This window comes from Polaromonas sp. (genome assembly GCF_029945685.1).
Lineage (GTDB): Bacteria > Pseudomonadota > Gammaproteobacteria > Burkholderiales > Burkholderiaceae_C > Polaromonas.
In genome coordinates this window covers 169,240-191,181 of record NZ_JAQSDA010000028.1, presented here as the reverse complement: position 1 = coordinate 191,181, position 21,942 = coordinate 169,240, and the positions used below count along the sequence as shown (strand labels likewise).

General features: G+C 59.8%; 12 protein-coding genes and 1 tRNA gene. 8 read left to right on the top strand and 5 right to left on the bottom strand.

Translation table 11 applies throughout. The annotated features are described in order from the left end of the window. Positions 1-552 (top strand): DUF2946 family protein, encoded by a 552-nt coding sequence (locus PSV26_RS21435; protein WP_300573978.1) that lies wholly within the window; start codon positions 1-3, stop codon positions 550-552. Positions 553-660: 108 nt separating this feature from the next. Here the strand turns inward: PSV26_RS21435 and PSV26_RS21430 are convergent, their stop codons facing one another. Then, complete coding sequence (locus PSV26_RS21430; RefSeq protein ID WP_300573976.1) at positions 661-1,539, bottom strand: c-type cytochrome; 879 nt, start codon at positions 1,537-1,539, stop codon at positions 661-663. Between the two features lie 205 nt (positions 1,540-1,744). Between PSV26_RS21430 and PSV26_RS21425 the strand changes: the two genes are divergently transcribed. Continuing rightward, positions 1,745-1,820, top strand: a tRNA-Arg gene (locus PSV26_RS21425). 406 nt (positions 1,821-2,226) lie between these two features. Here PSV26_RS21425 and PSV26_RS21420 read toward each other — a convergent pair. Then, positions 2,227-3,024 (bottom strand): hypothetical protein, encoded by a 798-nt coding sequence (locus PSV26_RS21420; RefSeq protein ID WP_300573973.1) that lies wholly within the window; start codon positions 3,022-3,024, stop codon positions 2,227-2,229. Positions 3,025-3,287: 263 nt separating this feature from the next. Between PSV26_RS21420 and PSV26_RS21415 the strand changes: the two genes are divergently transcribed. From PSV26_RS21415 to PSV26_RS21390, 6 genes are read left to right on the top strand one after another with little or no spacing between them, the layout of a single operon-like run. Then, the gene (locus PSV26_RS21415) at positions 3,288-5,180 is read left to right on the top strand and encodes a hypothetical protein (protein WP_300573970.1); all 1,893 of its coding nucleotides are present in this window, start codon (positions 3,288-3,290) and stop codon (positions 5,178-5,180) included. Next, complete coding sequence (locus tag PSV26_RS21410; protein WP_300573967.1) at positions 5,177-6,706, top strand: hypothetical protein; 1,530 nt, start codon at positions 5,177-5,179, stop codon at positions 6,704-6,706. Before PSV26_RS21415 ends, PSV26_RS21410 begins: the two co-directional genes overlap by 4 nt. After that, positions 6,703-12,150 carry an FtsK/SpoIIIE domain-containing protein gene (locus PSV26_RS21405; RefSeq protein WP_366946022.1) on the top strand — a complete coding sequence of 1,816 codons (5,448 nt, stop codon included), beginning with the start codon at positions 6,703-6,705 and terminating at the stop codon, positions 12,148-12,150. Before PSV26_RS21410 ends, PSV26_RS21405 begins: the two co-directional genes overlap by 4 nt. Positions 12,151-12,196: 46 nt before the next feature. Further along, complete coding sequence (locus tag PSV26_RS21400; protein WP_300573965.1) at positions 12,197-13,783, top strand: hypothetical protein; 1,587 nt, start codon at positions 12,197-12,199, stop codon at positions 13,781-13,783. Between the two features lie 8 nt (positions 13,784-13,791). Then, a complete protein-coding gene (locus tag PSV26_RS21395; RefSeq protein ID WP_300573962.1) occupies positions 13,792-15,555 on the top strand; it encodes an ATP-binding protein in 1,764 nt (587 codons plus the stop codon). Between the two features lie 2 nt (positions 15,556-15,557). Further along, positions 15,558-16,640 carry a hypothetical protein gene (locus PSV26_RS21390; RefSeq protein ID WP_300573959.1) on the top strand — a complete coding sequence of 361 codons (1,083 nt, stop codon included), beginning with the start codon at positions 15,558-15,560 and terminating at the stop codon, positions 16,638-16,640. A 39-nt stretch (positions 16,641-16,679) separates the two neighbouring features. On the opposite strand, the gene PSV26_RS21385 is transcribed toward PSV26_RS21390, so the two are convergent. Genes PSV26_RS21385 through PSV26_RS21375 form a run of 3 tightly spaced genes read right to left on the bottom strand, consistent with a single transcriptional unit; the run spans position 16,680 to position 21,760 of the window. Continuing rightward, positions 16,680-17,519: a phosphoadenosine phosphosulfate reductase family protein gene (locus tag PSV26_RS21385; protein ID WP_300573955.1), complete on the bottom strand. Its 840-nt coding sequence runs from the start codon at positions 17,517-17,519 to the stop codon at positions 16,680-16,682. Continuing rightward, positions 17,512-20,847 carry an ATP-binding protein gene (locus tag PSV26_RS21380; protein WP_300573952.1) on the bottom strand — a complete coding sequence of 1,112 codons (3,336 nt, stop codon included), beginning with the start codon at positions 20,845-20,847 and terminating at the stop codon, positions 17,512-17,514. Before PSV26_RS21380 ends, PSV26_RS21385 begins: the two co-directional genes overlap by 8 nt. Continuing rightward, positions 20,840-21,760 carry a DUF4007 family protein gene (locus tag PSV26_RS21375; RefSeq protein ID WP_300573949.1) on the bottom strand — a complete coding sequence of 307 codons (921 nt, stop codon included), beginning with the start codon at positions 21,758-21,760 and terminating at the stop codon, positions 20,840-20,842. Before PSV26_RS21375 ends, PSV26_RS21380 begins: the two co-directional genes overlap by 8 nt. Between the last annotated feature and the right edge of the window lie 182 nt (positions 21,761-21,942).

Sequence of the window (21,942 nt, the reverse complement as noted above, 5' to 3'; positions counted from 1 at the left end):
ATGGATGACATTGTTCGCCAGGCCATTGCCAAGTGGCCCAACGTTCCGCATTGCTACGGCTGGCTGGGCCTGGACGCGCGCGGCAACTGGTACATGCGCGATGACCAGGCCCAGGCGGCAGGCCCTTTTGCCGGCGGAGCGGCGGCGGGCAAGGGTTCGCTGCTCAAACACGACAAGCTGATCGACTTCATCGCCCGCAACTACGAAGGTGACGCTGCCGGCCAGTGGTTTTTCCAGAACGGTCCGCAACGCGTTTATGTCGAACTCGAGGCGACGCCGCTGGTCTGGCGTATCGGCAGTGCACCGGACTTTCCAGTGACGGCACACACCGGCCGGCCCGCGCGCGTGCAGCGCTGCTTTCTCGATGAACACGGCAGGCTCTATCTGGAAACCGACCTGGGTTTTGGCCTGGTGCATACCCAGGACATGATGCAGGCGTCGGAGGCGATCGAGCAGGGCCTGTGGGTGCCTGTGGAGGCGGTCATCCGCGACTTGCCGTCCCGTTTCGGTTATGTGCGCAGCCCGGCCGCGCATCACCATCAGATCGTTTGATGCTATTGTTTTGGTAGCTGCCTGCGCTTGTAGATCAAGGGCTTGAGCCTGTTTTGTCCATAAAAAAGCCGGCCAAAGACCGGCTTTTTCGGGAGAGGCTGATGTCGCTTATTTGGCTGCGCTGACCATGTACTCAACGGCCGCCCGGATATCTGCGTCGGAGGCAGAAGAACCTCCTTTGGGCGGCATGGCATTTTTGCCCTTGATCACGCTGGCCGTCAGCATGTCCAGACCGGTCTGGATACGCGGCGCCCAGGCGGCCTTGTCGCCGAACTTGGGAGCACCGGCAACGCCTGAAGCATGGCAGGCAATGCAGGCCTGCTTGTACAGCGCTTCGCCGGCGCCGGCCTTGGACGCTGCGGCAGGTGCGGCGGCAGCCACCACCACGGGCGCTGCGGGCGCAGCCGCCACCGCGGGAGCCGCTACAGGTGCCGCGGGCGCGGCAGGCGCTGCTGCAGCGCCTGCCTCTGCGGGGGCTGCGGCTTTTTGCGGCTCGGCAAACTTCGCACCAGCCGCATTGGCCATGTGCACCACGGCCCTGCCGATTTCGACATCGTCAAAGTCGCCGCCGCCTTGGGGACCCATGGCGTTCTTGCCTTTGAGGGCGGAATTCCAAAGCGCTTCGAAGCCGGTCTTGATCCGTGGCGTCCAGGCGGCTGTGTCGCCAAACTTGGGTGAGCCGGCTGCCCCGGTGGCGTGGCAGGCAGCGCATTGCGCTGCATACACTTCGCTGCCGGCTTTCAGCGGACGGTTGGCATCGCGGATTTCAACCATGCCGATTTTCTGGATGCGCTGGGCCACGGCTTTCTCAGGATCTCCGGTGCCGGCGGCAGGCTTGTTGTCCGATGTCACGTAATACACCAGCGCGATGATGGCAAAAATCGGGACGACAAAGGAGAAAAAGACGGCAAGCAGGAGCTGCTTGGGGGTTTTGATGGGGCCTGAGTGGTCTTCTTCGTGGGCCGTCGTTGGATCGTTTGCGCTCATGGCTTCCTCAAAAAACTAAATATCGGTAACTAAAGCAACTCATATTCGACAACCTTTGATTATAGCCGTCACCCCTGTAAATCCCGGACGCGCCCTATCCGACTGATAGAATCGTGCTCTTCCTCAAGTGCAGTTCGCCCGGCGTTTGCACTTGCCGGTCACCCACCCGTTGCAAAACGCCGGCAGGGGCCATGTTTTCAGCGTTGCGGCTGTAGCTCAGTGGATAGAGTATTGGCCTCCGAAGCCAAGGGTCGTGGGTTCGATCCCCGCCAGCCGCACCAATAGAAAATCCACAATTTAGACTCTCCGTCTGAAATTCGGGGCCTCACATGTAAGCGCCCATGTAAGCAAACTTGGTTGGGCGTACCTCGAACGCGCTTGACGGTTGGCTCTCGCGGGAGAAGCTTGGCCGGATTCGGCTCCCACCCTCTCCGCCAGTAAGCTAATGAACATGCGCCCTCCGGGGCGCTTTTTCATTTCTTCTACCAACCTTTCTACCATCAAGCTATCCGGTTGGGGCAGATCTAGATCTATTTACGCCGTTATTCAACGGAAGGTGTACCCACCGATGCTCACACCATTGTTTTTTCTCAGACGGGTCGCCCAGGCCCTGCGCCGCAATTAGTGATATCCGGCGAGGTGAGCGGGCTTGGATAGTTCCATAACATCCGGCGCTCGTCCAGAGGCTCAGGACCGGGACGCTGTATCGTCCACGCCGTTACTGTGCTTCGCGGCTTCTGGTAGCGCGCGGGGAGTGCCAAAAAGTTCAGGGTGATTTTTTTGAAACCCTTTGAGCTTATCCAGTGCAGAGTCTGTCTTCTTCTTCAGCGTAAACATTGCCCGATAGATGGCTAGTGCATCAGTCACTTCTTCTATGCATCGGTCCTCTATAGCTCTGAAATTCTTGGCTTCGTAAAGCTCCCAAACCGACTTGCCAGATTCCAGGCTTTTCCCATCAAGGTATTTTTGATAAAGCTGCGATTTGGTCTTGGGATAAGCGAAGTAGCTGTTGTTGAAGGCGAACTGGCAGTAGGTCGCCGTCGTCAGGTCGATTTGCCGGAAGCCACACATCACGTCCGTGATGCGAACCGGGTCGGCCACCTGATTTATCACCAGCTTGGAAATCAAGGTCGGTACGTCGCTGTGCGAGATTCCAATTCCGGACAGCATCAAGGAGCCGAGACCCTCTTTAGATTCCACAACGTGCCATTCTTTCTGAAGCAAGGCGAAGATTTTGGCAAGCGCAGCCTTTTCCGAGCCTTCTTTCCATGACCAGATCGAGACTGGCGGTATGAAGCGATCATGCATGGGGAAATAGGTCATGAACGTACCGCCCAGTACCAGGTGTCCCGGCCGGAACGGTGAGAACAGCATGCCTGTCGGTGTCTTCCTCGCCCTGTCGCTTGGTGGGACGTAATATTCCAAGTCGAGAAATATTACTTTAGTGCTGTCGGGGAAAAATCGCAGTCCAGTGAATTTGGGCATGGGGTATACGGGTTAGTCCCTAACTGCGCAACTGTTGAGAGCCAGGGCATGTGAATACCTAGGCACAGCATTACAGAATTGGTGAAGCTCTGGAGAATACTAGAGACAGGTGAGTCATCTCGGTCATGGCTCATTCCTACTCATCTGCGTATCCGTGGGGCATTGCGAGCAATAATGGTGGTAAACGCAGAATGAAAGGGCCGAGAGGCTCAAGAGGAAGGCTAAGCTGCACTTTGCGCCAGCTTGGAATGGAGAGCAAGCTAATGATCAAAACACCGGGCGAAGTCCAAGCTTCGAGCCCTGGGCCGTCCAACGCATGGATCAAATTCCTGCGCTCGTATGGCCCCACTCCGAACAACACGACTTTGTTCGACGAATACGTCACCGGCGCGCTGGGCAAAGCCAAGGTCGCGCCCATCACGCTTTCTAGCCCGGAACTTGAAAAGATCAAGAGGCGCCTCGCCTCTGACGACCGTGGCTCCATCCTCATCGCCGGCACCGCCGGGGATGGTAAGACTTACCATTGCCGCAGCCTGTGGACAGAGCTCGGCGGCTCGCCCCATGATTGGGCCAGTCCTGCCGCAGTCAAAGAGGTGACTCTCGCTGACGGCCGCGTCGCCACCTTCATCAAGGATTTGAGCGAGTTGACACCGGAGCAAAGCGACGCCGCCCTGGCGCTGTTGGAGGAATCCGTTCTGGGCTCGCAAGACGCAAAATTCTTAGTCGTCGCCGCCAATCATGGGCAAATCCTGGAACGGCTGCGCGATCTAGGCATCCGGCAGGGCAGGACCCATCCGCTTCGCAAGCCGATTCAAGACGCATTTCTTCAAGCTAGCGAGGCACCGGCCCGCCTGGCTATCTTTGACCTGACCCGCGCAACGCATCGGGAAACCCTGGGCGAAGTGCTGTCCGCCGTGGCGAACCATCCCGATTGGGGCAACTGCGGCGGATGCTCGCAGCAGGAGGGCGGCGCTGTCTGCCCAATCTATGAAAATCGCAATCGCTTGCTGGGCGCTAACGATAAAGGCCGCTTTTCAAAGCGGCTTGGCGACGTTGTCGAGGTCGCCCGCGTCAATGGATGGCATTTGCCGGTGCGGGACATGCTCGCTTTGGCTGCGAACATGGTTTTGGGCCACCCTGATGCCAAGGAAGGGTTGATGACCTGTTCCGATGTGCCCAAAATCCAAAAAGCGAACCTGATCGAGCATGCGAGCCTCTACGACAACGCGTTCGGCGCGAACTTGCCGTTGCGAAGGGCTATGAGCCGGCCGGTATTTCGGGCGCTTGCCGCGTTTGGGATCGGCTCCGAGACCACAAACGCGGCCGACGGCCTGATGGTCTATGGCGCGGATGATCCCCAGCTCACAGCGACGTTCGACAGGCTTATGAGGTCCGATCCCGTCTACGGCGCAACGCCAGGCTACCTGGCGGCTCTCGACAGCTATTTGGAGGGCGAGGAGTCAGCGCGTTTGGAGTCCGGTGCGTCCGAGTTCCTCGCGCGCCTCCAGACGCAGAGGCGCCGGTTCTTCTTCACCGTGCCCGATGGCGAGCCTGGATACGGCCACTGGCCCATGACCGCCTTCAGGTTCGCGGGAGACTATCTCTCGATGGTGGACTTTCTCGCCGGTGGCGGAGCGGTGTCCGATGGCGTTAGGGCGCGGCTGGTCAAAGGACTCAACCGAGTGATGACTGGACTGCTAATTGAAAACGACGACAAATTGTTCGTGGCCAGCTCCGGCGGCTTTTCCCAATCTCGAGTGAGCGTGCTCTGTGACACCGAGGCTCCGGCCAAGAGGCAAGGCGGCAAAGGCATGCGCATCCGCCTCGACCCGCTGACGGCCAGGCCGACCATCGATGTCGCGCTTGCCCAAGGCGAAGTCCACCCCGCGTCGTTTGCTCTGACGCCCGTGCGCTTCGAGTTCCTGTGCCGGGTCGCCGAAGGAGCTCTGCCGGGCAGTTTTTCGAACGAATGCTTGGAGGACATGCTCGCATTCAAAGCTAAGCTTCTACGCAAAGAGGAGCTGCTGCGCGAGCGCATGCTGCTTGAAGAGGACGAGCCCGGCTCTGACGACGGTTCGCTCGCGCTCAACTTCATCGACGTGGAGCAAAGCGGCTTGGGGTTGTCGCGCCGTGTGTCGGTGAGGGCCGCGTCATGAGGCCGCCGATCAAAGAGGTCGAGAAATTCGCGGTCGATGAGCACATCTGGGGCCACCGTCTTTACGACGAGCAGCTCCCGCATTTGGCCGTTCTGGAATTCCTGGGCGTGCTTGCCTCCAACCGGGCCAATCCCCTGCGTCCGCCTGCGACGGGTGATGTGACGTATCGCCCCCAGCGACAAATCAGGCTGCGTTCTTTGCTGTTCAACAATCCTTACATCGAGACGATCCGCTCCAAAGAGGTGTCCGACGAAGACAAGTGGAACCAGTGGACGGACCGTTTCAATGATGATTGCGCGAAGTTGGAAAACGGCGACATGAGCTACCTGCGCAAGGTGTTCAATACGTTCGACGATTTCGCCAAAGCGGTCGAGCTGCTCAGGTCCTCTTCGTTCGAGGCGCGCAGCAACAAGCGGTGGAGCTCCAAGTTCGTCTTTCCCTTCGGTCCAGACGCTCTCTACGAGGACTTGCGCATCGACGCCGACGGTGGGGCGTCCAACGACAGACGGTTCTTCGCCCGCACGGGCGAGCTGCTCTATCTCATGCTGAGCCGGGCGAAAAATGGCGCCGCGCTTGGGGATCAATTGATTAATAGGCTGTTCGACAGCAAGGCTCCGATGAATAGGTTGGTCCGGGCGCTTCAAGGCGAGACTCAGACGGCCGGATCGGACCGGTCCGTGGGCTACCTGCCCCACGCCTCGCATCCGAGATTCGACAGGCTGTGCGAAGACTGGCTGGCGATCCTCTCGCGCGACATGCCGGTCTACGATGCGTTGGAACATCTGATGGCGAGCGCGGGCCTCAACCTGCTGCTCTATTTCCTGGAATGCGGCAAAGCGCAGTCCGGCGACGTGGAACCAGTCGAGCTGATTTGCGAAATCGTGTCGCGAGAGCGCACGAAGGTGAGGGCGCTCTCGGGCGAGTCGTATCAATTCAACCAGGGCTTGTCTTTGCGGGCCATCAGAGCGTCCATCGAGAGCGTGCGGCTCACCGACGAGTGGACTCAAGCCGGCGCGTCTGAAGAGCCGAATGCGCAGAGCGCCGCGCTCATGCGGTCGTGGTTTCAGTGGCCTCCCGAAAATGGGTCGGACGCGCAGGTCACGGGCGACACCACGGGCGAAGTGATGATCCGGATCTTGGTCGAGATGGCTGAGTCTCGCCACGAGCAGCATTTCGGAAAGATCCATGCGGCGTGGTCTAGGGCGGTGGGGCTCAGCTCCCGTCGCCTTTCTCGGCGCACCCGCTACGCGCCCAACGACAGGCTGCTCAAAACGCTGGTCATCTCCATGGTGGACGACCGTATGCAGTTCGACGAATTCCTCAGCGAGATTCGAAATCGCTACGGGATGGTTATCGGCGACGCGGAAGGCGCGCGCTTGGTCAAAGAGAAGCTGGTGGACCAAGAGGCATTGAGCGACAACCGCGCGAACCTCGAGGCGCGACTAGTCGGCCTTGGCCTCGTGAGGCGCCTTTCGGACTCCTGCTCATTCGTTGAGAACCCATTTACTTTCGAGGTCGCTCAATGATGCTCGCCGACAGAATCATCGGGCGCGTCGCGGCCACTATCCTCGATGACCGCCTCGATAACGCGACGCAAGGGCAAAACGACCAGCCGGAGTCGGCCGCGATCTTTCGCCTTGACAAGTTGGCTCCCAGCCAAATCGCTGCTGTCGTGCGCGAGGTCCTGGGCAACGGGAAGCTTGCGGAGCGCATCGACATAAAAATCCCGCGCATGCTGGTCGATGGCGAGAACTTGCCCGAGGCCGCCCTAACGCTGATGAATGCGGGCGCTGTCCGCAACGCTGGGACCGACAAAGAGGCTTTGCTCACAGCCAACGGCAACGAGCAGGGGCTCGCCGACACGCTAGGGCACGTCACCGCGTTGGGCGCCAAAGAGTTACGAGCCTATGAGGAGGCCTGGGTCGAGGCGACGTGCCATGTGGCGTCGATCGCTCCCACGTTCGAAGATCGCAAAGTGTTCCAGGCCGCGCTCAAAGGCCTTGTGTCGGTGACCGACATGTCCCTTATCCAGCTCGGCGAGTTCTGCTCCAAGATCGCGGAGGCGTCGCATCCTTCCAAGGGGCTGCCCATCCGCCTCGCCATTGGGTGGTCTCTTCCCTGCGTGGATTTGCCCAGAGACACGGCGTTTTTCGGCAACGACAAGACCTACGGGCAGCAAGTCGGGCCGTGGCGCAAGGCCTTCGAGAAGCTTTATCAGAACCGCTCGCCGCTCCTTGCGCGGCAACGCCCCAACAGCCAGCCCATCGACCCTGAGGACATGCGCCAGCGGTTCGAGGAGAACATCGCCGCGATCCCCGACGCTGCGCGCGTCGTCTTGGAGGCGTTCATCAACGCTCCAGTCGGCGACAAGGACACGGCGTGGGCCGTGGCCGAGTTGGAGTGGGAATCCGACGGCGTCCACCTGATTTTTGAGAAGCCGCGCGAGAAGCTCAAGGGCTTGGCGGAATCGACGATTCATTTTTTCCAACATGTCTGCGCTGAGCACGACGCGTTGGACGCGCAGTGGCTCAAGCACCTTGAAGACCTGAAGGCGCGCGAAAAGAGGTCGGATTGGAATGAAGAGGATGAATCTTTTTTCAATCTTCATCGCCGCTACCTCGAACAGGATCCGAAGCTTCTGTCTCGCTGGGAAAAAGTCATCTATGGCAAGCCCATTGAGTGCGTGGACTTTTTCGAGGGCTTTACCAGCGCGGCCCACCATTTGATCGTGGGTTCGGCCTCTCCGAAGGGCGAGCGATTCCTGCGCATCACTGTTAATAAGGGCCGCAAGGAGTGGCGCGAGCGGTTCAATCATGACGTCGGGTCCTATTTCTCCGCAATGCACCGAGGCTTGAAGGAGCTGATGGGGTCCAAGGTCGATTGGAAAGTCCTGAAAATGGGGACTGCCGACTTGCCCGATCCGCTTTTCCAATACCCTGCCTATTTCGCCAAAGAGCAGTCGATCTTCAAGGGAAACACCAAACCAGTCGTGTCCATCGCGAAGGCGTCCACGCAGATCAAATTCGAAGTGACCCTGTTGGAGCGCCAGGGCGACAAGGAGGAGGTGATCGAGAAGACGCAGCTTCTGTGGATGTTCAAGCCGGAGTCCATTGGGCTGTCTCTGGTCGATGACATGGGCAGGCTTCGCGAGAAGGGCGCGGTGGGAAGCACCGAGGTTCCGCGCCGGCTCGTGAGCAAAAAGGGTGGTGTGCAAAGCGTTTCGCTGCTCGACACCAATACCTTGGAGGCGACGTTCTCCCGGGACGCCGGTTCGCTTGTGCCCCCTCCCGCCAAGATGAAGAGCCTGCGGGCCGACATCAAGTCCCGCATCAAGGACTTGGCAGACGAAGGCCGCCTTACGCCGGATCAGCGCGACACGCTGCGCGCGGTCTGGGATGAGTTCGAAACGGACTACATCAAGGCCATGGACGACTTCATTTCCGTGGGGCTTCACGGCGAGGCCGTGCTCAAACAAGCCGACTCGTTCGCGGCGCTGCTTCGGGCTCTTGCCGTCCACGCCCGCGGAGACGTATGCCGTTCGCGACTGGTGGCCGAGATTCTCACCATCGGGACCGTGAGGGTCGCGGGCGATCAGCCATGCGTCATCATCCCGCCTTGGCACCCGGAGCGCATGAAGGCTCTGGCGGTCAAGACCCGCCGCGTGGCGGGCCTTGTCACCCACATGCTGGCGGGACAAAACGTCCTGTTTGGCGACCGAGGCATCTTCTTCCGCGAGTTCGCCGAGGAGCTGGCCCATCCGTTTTATCCGGAAATCGCCGTGGTCCAGCGCAGCGGCGCTCCCGTGCTTCTCTCCGAGAGCAGCACCGTGAATGGATACAGCCTGCTCGAGCGTCCCGTGCGTGGCGACGAGGACATGCTTACCGACGTTGATCCCGGAGATGCGGCCAAGCAGGTGCAGGAGCTTCTGGCCCGCTATGTCGGCCTCCAGCCGCATGAGGCGGCCAATCTGAGCGTGCTCCTCTACAACGCCGACGCGGCCGAGCTGCCCCTGGCTGTGGTGCGCGAGCTCTCGCCGATTCAGTCCGAGTCGGATTTTCAGTGCGCGGTGGCTGTCCGCCACCGAGACCCATCCAAGCTTCGGCGCGTGTATGCCGAGCTAGTCACCAAAGCCGGAGACGACCCCGACTTGCCGGTGGTGAGCGAGACTTCGGAAAACTTCATCTCGAAGCTGCGCATCGCTGTGGTTCCCTCGTCGGCCACGCCCTCGACGGCGAACGCCACCTTCAAGCCTTTCGACATCGCGTTCCTTCACGACGTGGTCTCCCGCACCGCCGCAGCTGAATGGATTCCGGTGGATTGGGCGAACGAACGGCCAAGCCTCGAACACGCGCCGTCCCGCTGGTCTTACCGCAGCGTCTCAGGCGAGAACGAGCTGAAATCGACCACGTTCCTGACTTGCCCTAGGCAGACCGCCACGGGATGGGCCTACGTGGCCGCGGTCGGCTCGGTCGCTCGCCAAACCGACGTGGTCGATGGACAGCGCTTCTTGCCGGCTAGACGCATCTCAGTGCAGAGCCAGGCGCTCAGCGAGACGCTGAGCGACGCGCATGCGCTCGCAGAGTGGGTCGCCACGTATGACGAGCTGCTCGACAAGCGCCAGCTGCAGGCGAATGGCGTCACCATAGTCCGCTATCGTCGCGCCTCGACCAATGGTCGCAACATGATCGTGAGCTCTACGTCGGAGCTGCGCTTGCTTAGCGTGCTGACCCGCAGGCGCCTGACCGAGCTTGGCTTGGCGATGCCGCCTGAGCAGTTCGACGACCTGGCCGCGAGGATCAAGAAAGACGCCTTGTCGGTGTCCGGTGACATTGTGTTGAGGGCGGCCAAGCGTGGCGTGTCTGCTGGCGAGATGCTTGGCCTTGTCATGAGCCGTTACCTGATCCACAGCGAGTTCAAGGCGCTGTCGAGCTCGTCTCCGCAAGCCTTCACAGTCTTCTTTTTGCTCGACGACTATGCCGGGTGGCTCGCGCAGAAAGAAAACCGCATCGCGGACATCCTCGCGCTTTGCGTCGAAGAGCGAGACGGCGTGCCCTATCTGCACATCGCGGTGGTTGAGTCGAAGTATGTGGCCGCCGTGGGCGCCGCAGAGGCTAAGAAGTCTTCGCGCGCCCAGCTCCTGACGACACTGTCCACATTCCGCGCCGCCATTTTTGGCGACCCCGGGCGACTCGACCGCGACGTGTGGCTTTCGCGCCTGGCCGACTTGCTCATCGATGCCGACGTTCCGCCTGGCTGTTCGGGCCTGCTGGAGCGCGCGCGCTCCGAGCTACGCGAAGGCAAGGCCAAGATTTCGCTGCGAGGCTATTCGCACGTGTTTGTTCATTCGGCCGAAGCTGGGACGGGCGGCTCGGCGTCGGAGCAGTCCCTCATTGAAAGCGACCTTGGCGTCGAAGCCTGGCAAGAGGTCTTCGACCGCCCAGAGCTTCGCAACCTCGTGGAGAGCTACGCGGCCAAAGGTGATCCGGCGTCCGTGCGCGCAAAGCTCGGACCCATGGAGCCATGGCTGGCTTTGGACGCCAAGGAGCCCGCCGCGCGAGTCACATGGACTGCGATGATGGACTTGCTCGCTGTCGGAGTGGAGCCAATGCCGGAAGTAGTGGAGGTCGATGCCCACGACGCCGACTCTTCGCCGGAGGAGTCGCCAGAACCCGCGGCCAAGCCTGCCGAGCCGGCCGATGCAGCACTCGTGCACGCCCCAGTGGTCCCAGCAGTCGTAGATGTTCCCGTCGTTGCCGAAGTCGCCAGTAGTGGCTCCAAAGCGCTCGCGGAGCTCATCGCATCCAAGTCAGCCGCGTTGGCTGGCAAAGTCGACGAGCGCGGGGCATGGGCCGACGAGATGACGCGCAAGCTTAAAACAGCTCTCAATGGCTATGGGCTCCAAGCGGCCGTGCTGGGAACCCGGCTCACGCCCAATGGGTGCTTGGTGCGTCTGGCTGGTTCGGACAAACTTCGCGTGGAAGACATCGAAGCCAAGCGAATGCAGTTGCTCACTACACACGCGATCAACCTCGTGACCGTCCAGCCCAAGCCAGGAGAGATCGTGGTGACCATGGCAGGCGAAAAACGCCAGTCTGTGTCGCTTTGGGATTTGTGGGCAAAGCGCGAGATCAACCGAAACGCGGCAGGCATCAACACGTCGTTCGTCCTGGGTCTCCAAGAGATCAACGGTTCGCTTCTGTATTTGAATCTCGGCGGCGAATTTGGCGGCCTGTCTTCCCACGATCCTCATTCGCTCGTCGCCGGGACCACAGGCAGCGGAAAATCGGTGCTCATCCAGGCGATCCTGTTGGACATCGCTGCAACCAACCCCAAGCAGCTTGCGCAGATCATCCTCATCGATCCCAAGATGGGCGTGGACTACTCCGCGTTGGAAGACTTGCCGCATATGAGGGAGCCCATCGTCACGACGCGTGAACGCGCGACGGTGGTTCTCGAAGCGCTGGTGGAGGAGATGGAGAGCAGGTATCGGCTCTTTGCGGGCGCAAGGGCTCGCGACCTCACCACATTTAACGCGAAAGCCGAAGCCGAAGCTCGCCTCCCGATGCTGTTCCTTGTTCATGATGAGTTTGCAGACTGGATGATGGATGACGGCTACAAGCAGGCCGTGAGCGCCGCCGTGCAGCGTCTTGGTGTCAAAGCTCGAGCCGCTGGCATTCATTTGATTTTTGCTGCTCAGCGCCCTGACAAAGACGTGATGCCTATGCAGCTTCGAGAGAACTTGGGCAATCGGCTAATCCTAAAAGTAGCTAGCGAGCTGACTTCAAAGATTGCTCTTGACCGGGCTGGGGCAGAAATGCTACTCGGCAAGGGGCATATGGCAGCAAAGCTAAATGGCGAACAAGGCTTGGTCTTTGCGCAAGCCCCTTTTTTATCTGACGATGACATTACCGCCGCAGTGACAGCGATTTCCCTAGACTACTCGCCAATACCAGCTCATGGCATCACCTGACACTCCAGATACCCCGTTGCCCACAGCTTCGTCTCGTGGACCCACGATGACGCGACTTGTTCAACACCTGGCCAGAAACGACACGGCCACGCTCACGACCCTGCTAGCCCCCTCGACGATGGCATTGCTCGGCACGGTGGGCGCAGATGTTACTAGTCCAATGGGGTTGGCCTATTTCATTGTGAGCGTGCAGGGCGATCGTGGCGCCTTGCGAAGCCAGGAGATTCGAAGTCTGTTACTTGCCCAACTGACCCAATCGGAGGCTAGTGACCTGTGCGACCTGTTGCAGTTGCCGGTGATCTCCCCAGTCCGAACACTGAGGGGCTTCAACTTCGGCGAACAACGTAATCTAGAGCTTTTGGGTAGATGGTACGGCGTGCCGAATGAGGAGCTCGAGGTACTTCCCCAACCATCCGAGGGATCTCATAAAGCTGTCGCTTCCCACAAGCTCCACGCGCACCAACTAAACGCATTTCGCGAACTTCGACGAGCGATTGCGCATCCACCAGTTTCTATCCTTGTGCACATGCCGTTCGGCGCTGGAAAGCTCCGCCTCGTCGCCACCGCAGCGCTCGATCTCTTCCGCTCCGAAGCTGATGACCGGTCTGTCATTTGGTTGGCACCGGGTGCGGCCATGTGTGAAGAAGCCTTTCTTGAGCTTCAGGAGGTCTGGAAACAACTCGGGTCGCGCGACACGACCCTGCTTCAGCTTTATGGCGACCACCCCGCACGAGACTTAGACCAACTCGGGGGATCAATTGCGGTTATTGACATTCTCCGGCTCAGCAAGGATGACCAGGCACTCGAAAAACTCGGCGGCGTCACATCGGTGGCCGTATTCGCAGACGCTGAGAGCCTCGTCCACCCCGTCGGCGCTGAGATCGTGCGGAAATTGTCGGCTGGCGGACCCTTCAGCCTGGTGGGGATTCTGGCCTCATCAGGTGCTGCCATTCCACCAGGACCTGCGCGGAGTGCTTTGATATCGGCTTTTACGGGAGGTCGCATCACGGTCGCGGCGGATGACGAATTGCAGTTGCTTCGCGACGTGGGCGACTTCGTGGACATTGAAGGCTCGGTTGTCCACCTGACAATCGCGCCGCCTGCAGTTGCCCCGGCAGGTGCGTCGCCCGACGTCATCGACGACGACTTACTTGACTTCGATCAAACCTACGTGAGCGAGCTCGGCAATAACGTTGAACGCAATGAGCGCCTTCTGACGATCCTTAAAGACGAGTCCAAGAAGTGGGGACGCATCGTCTTCTACGCGACAACCCCGGCGAGCGCGAGGCTGTTTGCTGGCCTTCTACCCGTCCTAGGTGTGCCAGCCACATCCATTACCTTAGAGGACTCTCCTGCAGCACGCACCCTTGCCCTTCAGAGGTTTGTCTCCAGAGGGGAAAAGGTCCTGTGCGTCCACGGCTTCCTACTCGTGGGCAGCGCCATCCCAGATATCGCCCTGTGCGTTATGGCGTCACCGGGTAAGTCTAGAGCCGCGTTCCTTTCAACGATCGGGCGGCTCGTACAAGCTCGAGATATCAACCTTCCAACGCTCAGACTCATTGTTGCAGCCGACTCGCAGGCCGACGCCGGCTTGGTGACGTCGTTGAGCACTTGGTCAACGCTGGATTCCTAGGAGATCACATGTCCTTTCCCATCATTCCGCAAAACCTGTCGATCTCCGCGATGCGAAGCTCGGGCTATCGCGACACCGCTCACGCTCTCGCAGAGCTCATCGATAACTCCATTCAGGCCGGAGAAGATACAGGGTCCCGCACTGAGGTCGAGGTCATCTGCATTGACGAAGCGCCGAGCGGCGGCCGGAGTCAAATTTCCCGACTTGCTGTTTATGACAATGCCAGTGGCATGAACACTTCTCTCCTGAGAAAAGCTCTGCAATTCGGCAACGGGTCGCGCCTTGATAAGGCTCAGCAAAAGGGAATCGGCAAGTTCGGGATGGGCTTACCGAACTCCTCGATTTCGCAATGCAAGAGGGTGGACGTCTGGTCATGGCAGCAAGGATCTGTTCATCACGCCTATTTGGATGTGCAGGAAATTCAGGACGGCATGATGACCGAGGTCCCCGAGCCGCAACCGTCTGAACTGCCCTCCGAGTGGCGCTCATTGATCGCAGGCAATATCGAAGAGCACGGGACGTTGGTTGTCTGGAGCAAATTGGATCGCATCTCCTGGAAGAAAAGTACGACCCTGCTGCGACACACCGAATTTATCAGCGGGCGGGTCTACCGACACTTCATTAACGACAAGTCCGTGCGAATTCGCCTCGCCGCCTATGAAAGCAAGACCAAAGCGGGCGTCTTCGAAAGCTTCGTCAGACCAAACGATCCGCTCTACCTGATGACCGGAACGAACGCTCCCGCTCCCTTCAATCAGAAGCCGGCCTTCGTAGCGTTCGGACAGCCGCTGGTCCTCACGGTGGCTCATGGAGGCGCGGAACACCCTGTGACCATCATGGCTTCGATCTGCAAGCCGGAGACACGGCGTGAAGGAGGAACCAAACCCATCGGTCAACACGCGCAGAAAAATCAGGGCATCTCCGTTGTGAGGTCAAGGCGAGAGCTGGAGCTTAACCACAGTTTTACGAACTCCTATGACACTCGCGAAAGATGGTGGGGGATCGAGGTGCAGTTCGACCCGGGCTTGGATGACGTCTTTGGCGTTACTAATAACAAGCAGTCAGCTACAGGATTCCACCGTCTAAGCATCGAGGAGGATGCGCTGGAAGAGGGTCTCAATGTGAAGGAGTACCACGAGACCCTCGAAGAAGATCATGACCCGCGGCTTGCGATGTACCGCATCAGCCGCGAGATCGAGAAACTGCTGAATTCCATGCGAACGCAAGTGGCCAAGATGCGAGAAGGTGAGCGCATCCACTCCGCGAAAGAACGAGCCGAGAACAAGGCCGAGAAGGCGGCGACCGACTCGGTGATGAGACGCAGAGAGAGGGTTGGTGACACCGGCAGGAGCGATAAAGAGGAGCACGCATCCGCCAGCGATCGCGCGTCAGCGCTGACGGCGGATATCGTGCAGGACGGCGTGGAGGAGGCGAAGGCTCACGACCTAGCCGTGGACTATGTCACCAAGAAGATTAAGTTTCGTTTCAGGCACTCTGATCTTACGGGCTCCAGCATCTTTGACGTCTCCACAGCTGGAGGCGTTATTTTGGTCACACTCAACAGTCGTCACCCGGTACACGCGCGCATCTTCGCGGCGCTCCAGGGGGAGGAGGGCCCAGAGGCTCAGTACGCCAGAGAGGTCCTGTCGCTCATCGCCGCATGGGCCCGAATGGAGGACGAAGCCCCAAGCGAGAAGGTGCGACTAGGCATCGAGGACACGCGTTCGCAGTGGGGTCGGATGGCCATGGACTTTTTTGAGTTTGAGAATTAGCCATGGGCGGGCGCGAAGCGATCCGCGGATTTGCGGTCCAGACCCTCATCTGCCTGCTCGACTCGTTCTGGGCGGGCGAACAATGGACGGCTGTCACGCTTGAGCCTGATTCCGACAACGACAAGGTAGACATCCACTGGGAGTATGCCGATGGTTCGACTTGCGCTCAACAGGTCAAGTCATCCAAGAATCAGATCGGAAGAGGCGACGTGGTTGCATGGTGCAAGGAGCTCAAGGCATCCAACGCTGCAAACAGATACCAGCTGCTGCTGGCCGGACCGATCGCAGCTGCCGTGCTGGACGACGCGCCCTTTGACGGTGTTGATGTGCCAACGCCCACGTCGATGGACACGCTGGCCCTGCTCGATCAAGCCATAACGAAGGTGGATCGCTATCTGACCGCGAAGTCCATCGATCCGCTTCCGCTTCCCCTTCGCGAGTCTCTGATCTACGAACTCGTTGCTCGCATGCTGCAGGCGGCAATAGGTGGAAAGCGAATGTTGCGCGGGGAGTTCGACGGGTGGCTGCTCAGCGGAATCACTGCCGCCTATCCGCAAGCGGTCAGTCAACGCTTGACCGCGAACTGTGCTGTCTTGTGGAGCGTAATCGAGATCGCCGGACCCGAGATAGCCTCGAACCGAGCCTTTGAGTTGGTACTCCCGCTTACAGTCGTCAACGGCGGAGCTTCCACAGCCGTCGTGGAGCTATTTCTCCTACGCGTGTGGTCGACTACGCGGGAAATGCGCTACCGTCCCGAGCGCGTTGTTCCCGAGAAACCAGGAGAGGAGTTCGCCGCGCGACGACAGATGGGGCGTCCATTTGGAGATTTCGCTATCTCTCCGCAGTCCTCAGTCTGCCAAGCCGTTCTGTTTGTTCCAGTTCAACGGGCAGGGTATCAGGCAGATGAGTGGCCTTCCGGCGACTACCAAGTGGAACTGTTCGTCAAATACGCGGCCCACCCAACCCTGCAATCGATCAAGAAAACATCTATCACCATCAGGCTGGACGAGTTCTCCGTTCTAACGTCTGGTCATACTCGGTCCATCACTGTCTCCAATTTAGACAAGTATCTGAGTCTGCTCTGACCTACTTGCTGCCCCAGCGCGCAAGACGACTTTGCTTTCTCACTTGTGACAGACGACGCAGGCGCCTCCGCCTTCGTCTTCGCCGAAAATTTCGTCGATGTCTTCTACGGTAGTGGCCGGCCGTAGCGGGTTCACGGGCCGACTGGCAATGTCGCGTTGCTTGCGGCGTTCAAAGTCGGTGACGATCTGAATGACGCGGGCGGGTTTTTCCAGCTCGCTCAGTGATTCGCGTTGCGTCCAGGTGAAGGGCGAGCCGTGCTCAAGGGCGTTCTTCTCATACTGCTTCGCCTCTTCGAAAGCCTCAGGGTGACGCTCTTTAAGGCGGACCCACTCAATCTTCTGCTGGAAGAAGCAGAACGTGCAGCCGCTGCGTGAGCGCCAGTCGTAATACTTGGGCAGGCCCACCCCTGAGGAGTCGAGGATGTCCATGACGCCGCGCTTATCGATGCCGGCGTCCCGAAATGGCAGGCTTACTTTCAAATTGTCATGCTTGGAGGTGTAGCCCTCGCGGTATTCCTCATCGGAGCGGATCGCCACGTAGGTCGTGACTTTGTCGCCAGCATTGAGCATCGGGCGAATCCATTGTTCGAATGGAGCCAGCTTTAATTGCCGGGTGCACCAACGGGTCTGAGCCGAGGGCAAGAAGTTGTGATATTCGCGCAGCCAAAAATCAAAGTCGCGGCGCGGGTTCAGACGCAGGATCGGCTTGCCCAGAAATCCCTCAAGACGGCCCAAAAACTCATAGACCTCGGGCAGCTCTTTGCCGGTGTCAGTGAAGAAATACTCGACATCAAGCTCAGGGTGGTTTTGCCGGACGAAGACCGCGAGCGCCGCGCTGTCCTTGCCGCCGGAGATGCCCAGGACATGTTTGTCAGCCATGCGATTTCTCCTTTTTTGAGTCGTCATCGACAGTGAGCCTCATGCCAGCTCGGGCCAATACGGCCAGGAGCACGTTGGTGTCCATGCCGCCAGCCTTCAAATCCAATGCCAGCTTGTCGGCCATGGCTTCCACAGTTTCCCGGTGCCGCTCCGACAATGAGAACGCCCTGGACACGGTGATGGTTTCGGCACCCGCTCCCATGACCACCGCGAAAGCCTCGCTGGTGGGCTTGCGGCCCTTGACCGAGACGAAGGCCTCGGCTTGCCTGAACCGCAGAGCGGCCTGGGCGAGTTCAAGCTGAGCTGCGTCGATGTCACGATCGTTCCAATCGCGAGGCGGCTTGTTCGCGGCCAGGCTCAGGATGCCTTCCATGCTCTCCTTGGTGCCATCGTGCTTGGACAGCCTGGCCGCGAAAGCGTCTTGGCGCAGGTCGCCAGTGACGCCTTCGACGGCGAAGGCCCTGGCTTGCAGGCGGTCGAGCCGCTCCGTCGGAGCGTCGAGCGCCGCGAGCATGGATGCCTCTATGTCCTTCAAAAGGGCGTCGTAGGCCCCCGAAATCTCGACGATGGGGCCTCGGAGGGCATTCACGTAGGAATCGCCCCCAGCGCTCTCCAAAATGGCCGCCAGGTCAATGAAAAGAACCTTGTGGGGGTCATGCGCCTTCAGCAGCGTGTCGCGCACGAGCCTCGCTTCCGGGCTGATGCGATGCGTCCGCTGGCTCCACGCGGGAAGGCCAACGACCAGAGCCACGAGCCCGCGAGCAGCTTCTAGCGGATCGCGTGCGCCTGAGGCGGCGCCGACTTGGGCAAGAATTTCGGAGATGCCCGAGAGGATGCCGGTCTTTTCTGCATCGATGACGATCCAGCGCATGGAGAAGCGTTTATCGTCTTGCAGGTATTCGTCGATGTCGGCGTCGGTCAGCCTCGGGATGAAGATGCCGTCCTTGTAGAGCGCCACGTTGCCTTTGTGCGCAAGCAAGAAAGCGGCGAACAAGACAGGCACCACACCCTTGCGCACGCCGAATGGCGCGGCCGCCCACATCGCAGCGACCTCGACGGCCTTCACGCGGGCGTCGATGCTCGTGAACATCTTTTTTGTCTCGTCCCAGAGCTTCACGAAGGTGGGCGAGTGCTCTTCGGTCGGAGGCATGAAACGCCAGATGCCGTTGGCGTCTTGGCGATGCAGCCCCGTGGCCTTCAACAACGTCTCATAGAGGCCGCGTTCAGCCGGGAAGCCCTCGATACCGAGAGCAGCCTCTTCCTCATGGGTGAGCATGCGGTGCAAAAGGTCGCGCCGTCCTTTGACACTGTTGCTCGATGGGCTCTCGCGGTTGACCAGTTCGCTCCAAATTTCAGGAGCCGACTCATAGACCACGTCAGCTAGGTCGGACGCCATTTGCGACAGCCTGATCCCAGCCACCGGCTCCATGTCTCCGGTCACCCATGTAGCTTGCGACACTGCCGCTCGAAGTTGCTCTTCGAGGTTGGCGCGCACTGATGACAGGCGCGCTTGCACTTCGCGGCGGGCCACTTTATCCCCGCCAAGCTCATGGCGCGCCTGCACATGCTGCAGGGCGATGAGCTCCGCGCCGAGATCTTCGATGCGGGCGTGGTTCGGAGGCACGCCTACGGCGATAGGCCATGGCGCGATCCTCGACTGCTCTTGCCCTTGGCCTAGCGCTGTTTTGTGATTGGCAGAGCGGCCCGGCAGAGCGAGGAGGAACTGTCCGAACGCTCCCTTTTGCGGCTTGAAGGTCGATGCGATTTTCTCAACATCTTCCAGCCGGCAGAGCGCCATGTTCATCCAACGCATGGTGCCGGTGTGGTGATAGTGGCGTTTGGCGATGACCGGGTAGAGGTTGGTCAGGCTCGACAGTAGTGCGAAGTCAACGCCGGGAAGCGCGCCACGGGCCTGCGAAATCGCCGACTCGATGTCGAAATCGCTGCCCTCGAAAACCGACCAGGCGTTGATGTGCTTTTTGAAGAGGATGATCTTCCACGCGGCCAACTGCTCCAGCGTGTCTTCGACTTTTTTCTTGGAGTGGTCGTAGAGGACAGACACCAGAACGCTAGCTTCGGCGGCGAGTCCGGAGCCGTTGCGGAAAAGATCGATCACGGCGATGCTTTTGATCAAGGCTAGCGACGTGGAGTCGCTCGTCTTCGCTTCAGTCCGCTCCACGGCCTCGACGGCCTGCGCCCAACGGTGGCCATCGGGGGAAGAAAGAATCGCGGGTTCGAGGTTGGCCCGTAGGTAGTCCCAATAGTTGTCAGGGCGATACCAGGTCGCGGTCGCCAGCGAAGTCGATTCCAGGTAAGAGCGGAAACCAAAGGGCTCGACCGAGGCTAAGAAACCAAAGGTGCTCCGTTCGTTCTGGCCAAATTGGCGCTTCGAGATCGGGCCAAGAAGAGCGGCCATCGTGGGGTGCAGCGGCCAGCACAAGTTCAGAGCTTCGCCAAAATCGGCTCCCACGGCAGGTCGGCGCGCGCGGATGGAGTCGGCGATGGCGTTGGACGCTTTGAGCATCCAGAAGGGACGCTTGTCCGCGACAATGGCTCTGCCGATGAGCTCGACCACTTCGTCGCTCGCCGCCACAAGTGGAATATCCGTGAACCGTCCTTGGACCTTGGACCAGTCGTCACGGGTGTCGATGCCAAGGCGCGTGGCGTATTGGCTGAATGATTGATGCAGGATGCCGACCACGACGATCCGGCCCTTTGAGCGGGACGCCGCCTCGGCTAATTCCTGGAAGAAATACACGTCGTCCCCGACGCCGAGCGCGGCGGCTTCCAAGAACTTGCCCATCTCGTCGATGATGACGAGGACCCCGTCATGCTCTTTCGATTCTGCCGCTTCGCACAGATCCGCGATCAGCCCGGTCGCTGTGGCCTTCTTACCTTCATTGCCAACCTCTAGGGCCTTCCGCATGCCCCGCGAGAGCTCTTGGACGACGCTCGCCCGTTTGCCGACGATGGGGATGGCGAGCCAGCCTTTGCGGCAAGGAAATGCTTTGTCGAATGACGGCTGCGCATCAAGACGCAGCACTTCACGCGCTTTCGCGCGCAAAGCTTTGTTCGGGCCGAGCGCGCTCGCGAGCGCGATCGCGAGAGAGGATTTGCCCCCGCCGAACGGGCCTGTCCACGTAAAGGCCCGTTGGTTGGTCTCTGATATTTGACGGCACATGCCTTCGAGGACGCCTGAGGCGGTCCCGTGGCAGATGTAGCCATCCAACGCGTCGGACCGGCCATAGTCGATGTCGATGCGGATGGAGCGTTGGTAGTGCCGAGCGATGCGAACGATGTCGCTGAGTTTGTCGTGAGACTCAGCCATACGCCCTCTCGATCATGGCCTTGCTGAGCCCGGCGATCTTCTCTTCTTTGCGGTGCACTTGCCGGAGCCCGGCGGTGTCGGTCCATGACAGCGCGCTTTTGGTGAGCGCTTCCAAGTTGAATAGCCGCTCGGCCACGGAGTCTTCGTCGAGCTTAAACACGCGTCCGGGGGAGCCTTCTCCATAAGCGATTGATTCGAACGCTAGCGAGCTCAGGCCGGGGGCGGCTTTCTCCCAATAATCCAGAAGGGCATATGCGAACATGCCGTCGCTGAGCGTGGCCTTGGGACCGCGTCGAAACGCGAAGTGCCCACGGTGCTCCTCGTAGATCAAGCCGAGCTCGGCGAGCATCGGCTCGGCGTAATCCTCAGGAGTGCCCCCCGAGAGGCGCGGCGCGTAGCTGCGGATGCACGTCTCTATGTCTCGCGACAGCGTCGCGGGCGACAGCTTGCGATTGGCGTCGAGGCCGCGGGCGTATTCCGCGAGCGGAGCTTCGAGTTCCTCGCGCGAAAAGATGGGGGAGGTGACATGATTGAAAAGCCAATGCCATGTCGTGGCGCGATTGCCCTTGCCGGCTAGCCACCAATGCGCATACCAAGCCGTGTTGGGATTCTCGGAGTAGGGGTCGAAGCCGTCATCGTCAAATATGGCGACGGCATCGGCTGTGACGGTGTAGCCATCGGGCGGCCCCTCGGTGATGACGTTGCACGCTAAAGCCCAATGGCGGATCGATGCCACCATGTTTTTGCCCACGCCGAATTCGGCGATGGCATTCTCATCCGCGAAAGTGCTTTTTGAAACGACATGCCCGAGCGACTGCTCGACCACCTTTTTGAGCCACATCTGACGCAGAGGGAAGGTCTCATGCCCAGAGAAGTGGGCCGACGGACCGGCAGTTTTTTTGGTTTTCCCCATTTTCAGATTCTAAACTGGAGAACCCCGCCAGTGGGCGAGCCGCGCGAGTCCTCCAACTGACTGTGCGGACGTCTTCACGGTCGGGAAATAGTAAAACGGAAATGGTCCGCGCAGGGGTGGGAGAGGCAGCATTTTCAGAGGGGAAACACGGAGGACAAGTGAAAACGAAATAGAAGACTGTA

Bases quoted from the DNA above. Each gene is read 5' to 3' on its own strand.
- PSV26_RS21420 (WP_300573973.1), bottom strand. From the start codon at position 3,024: ATGCCCAAATTCACTGGACTGCGATTTTTCCCCGACAGCACTAAAGTA.
- PSV26_RS21390 (WP_300573959.1), top strand. From the start codon at position 15,558: ATGGGCGGGCGCGAAGCGATCCGCGGATTTGCGGTCCAGACCCTCATC.
- PSV26_RS21400 (WP_300573965.1), top strand. From the start codon at position 12,197: ATGACGCGACTTGTTCAACACCTGGCCAGAAACGACACGGCCACGCTC.
- PSV26_RS21410 (WP_300573967.1), top strand. From the start codon at position 5,177: ATGAGGCCGCCGATCAAAGAGGTCGAGAAATTCGCGGTCGATGAGCAC.
- PSV26_RS21395 (WP_300573962.1), top strand. From the start codon at position 13,792: ATGTCCTTTCCCATCATTCCGCAAAACCTGTCGATCTCCGCGATGCGA.
- PSV26_RS21385 (WP_300573955.1), bottom strand. From the start codon at position 17,519: ATGGCTGACAAACATGTCCTGGGCATCTCCGGCGGCAAGGACAGCGCG.
- PSV26_RS21430 (WP_300573976.1), bottom strand. From the start codon at position 1,539: ATGAGCGCAAACGATCCAACGACGGCCCACGAAGAAGACCACTCAGGC.
- PSV26_RS21380 (WP_300573952.1), bottom strand. From the start codon at position 20,847: ATGGCTGAGTCTCACGACAAACTCAGCGACATCGTTCGCATCGCTCGG.
- PSV26_RS21415 (WP_300573970.1), top strand. From the start codon at position 3,288: ATGATCAAAACACCGGGCGAAGTCCAAGCTTCGAGCCCTGGGCCGTCC.
- PSV26_RS21435 (WP_300573978.1), top strand. From the start codon at position 1: ATGGATGACATTGTTCGCCAGGCCATTGCCAAGTGGCCCAACGTTCCG.
- PSV26_RS21375 (WP_300573949.1), bottom strand. From the start codon at position 21,760: ATGGGGAAAACCAAAAAAACTGCCGGTCCGTCGGCCCACTTCTCTGGG.
- PSV26_RS21405 (WP_366946022.1), top strand. From the start codon at position 6,703: ATGATGCTCGCCGACAGAATCATCGGGCGCGTCGCGGCCACTATCCTC.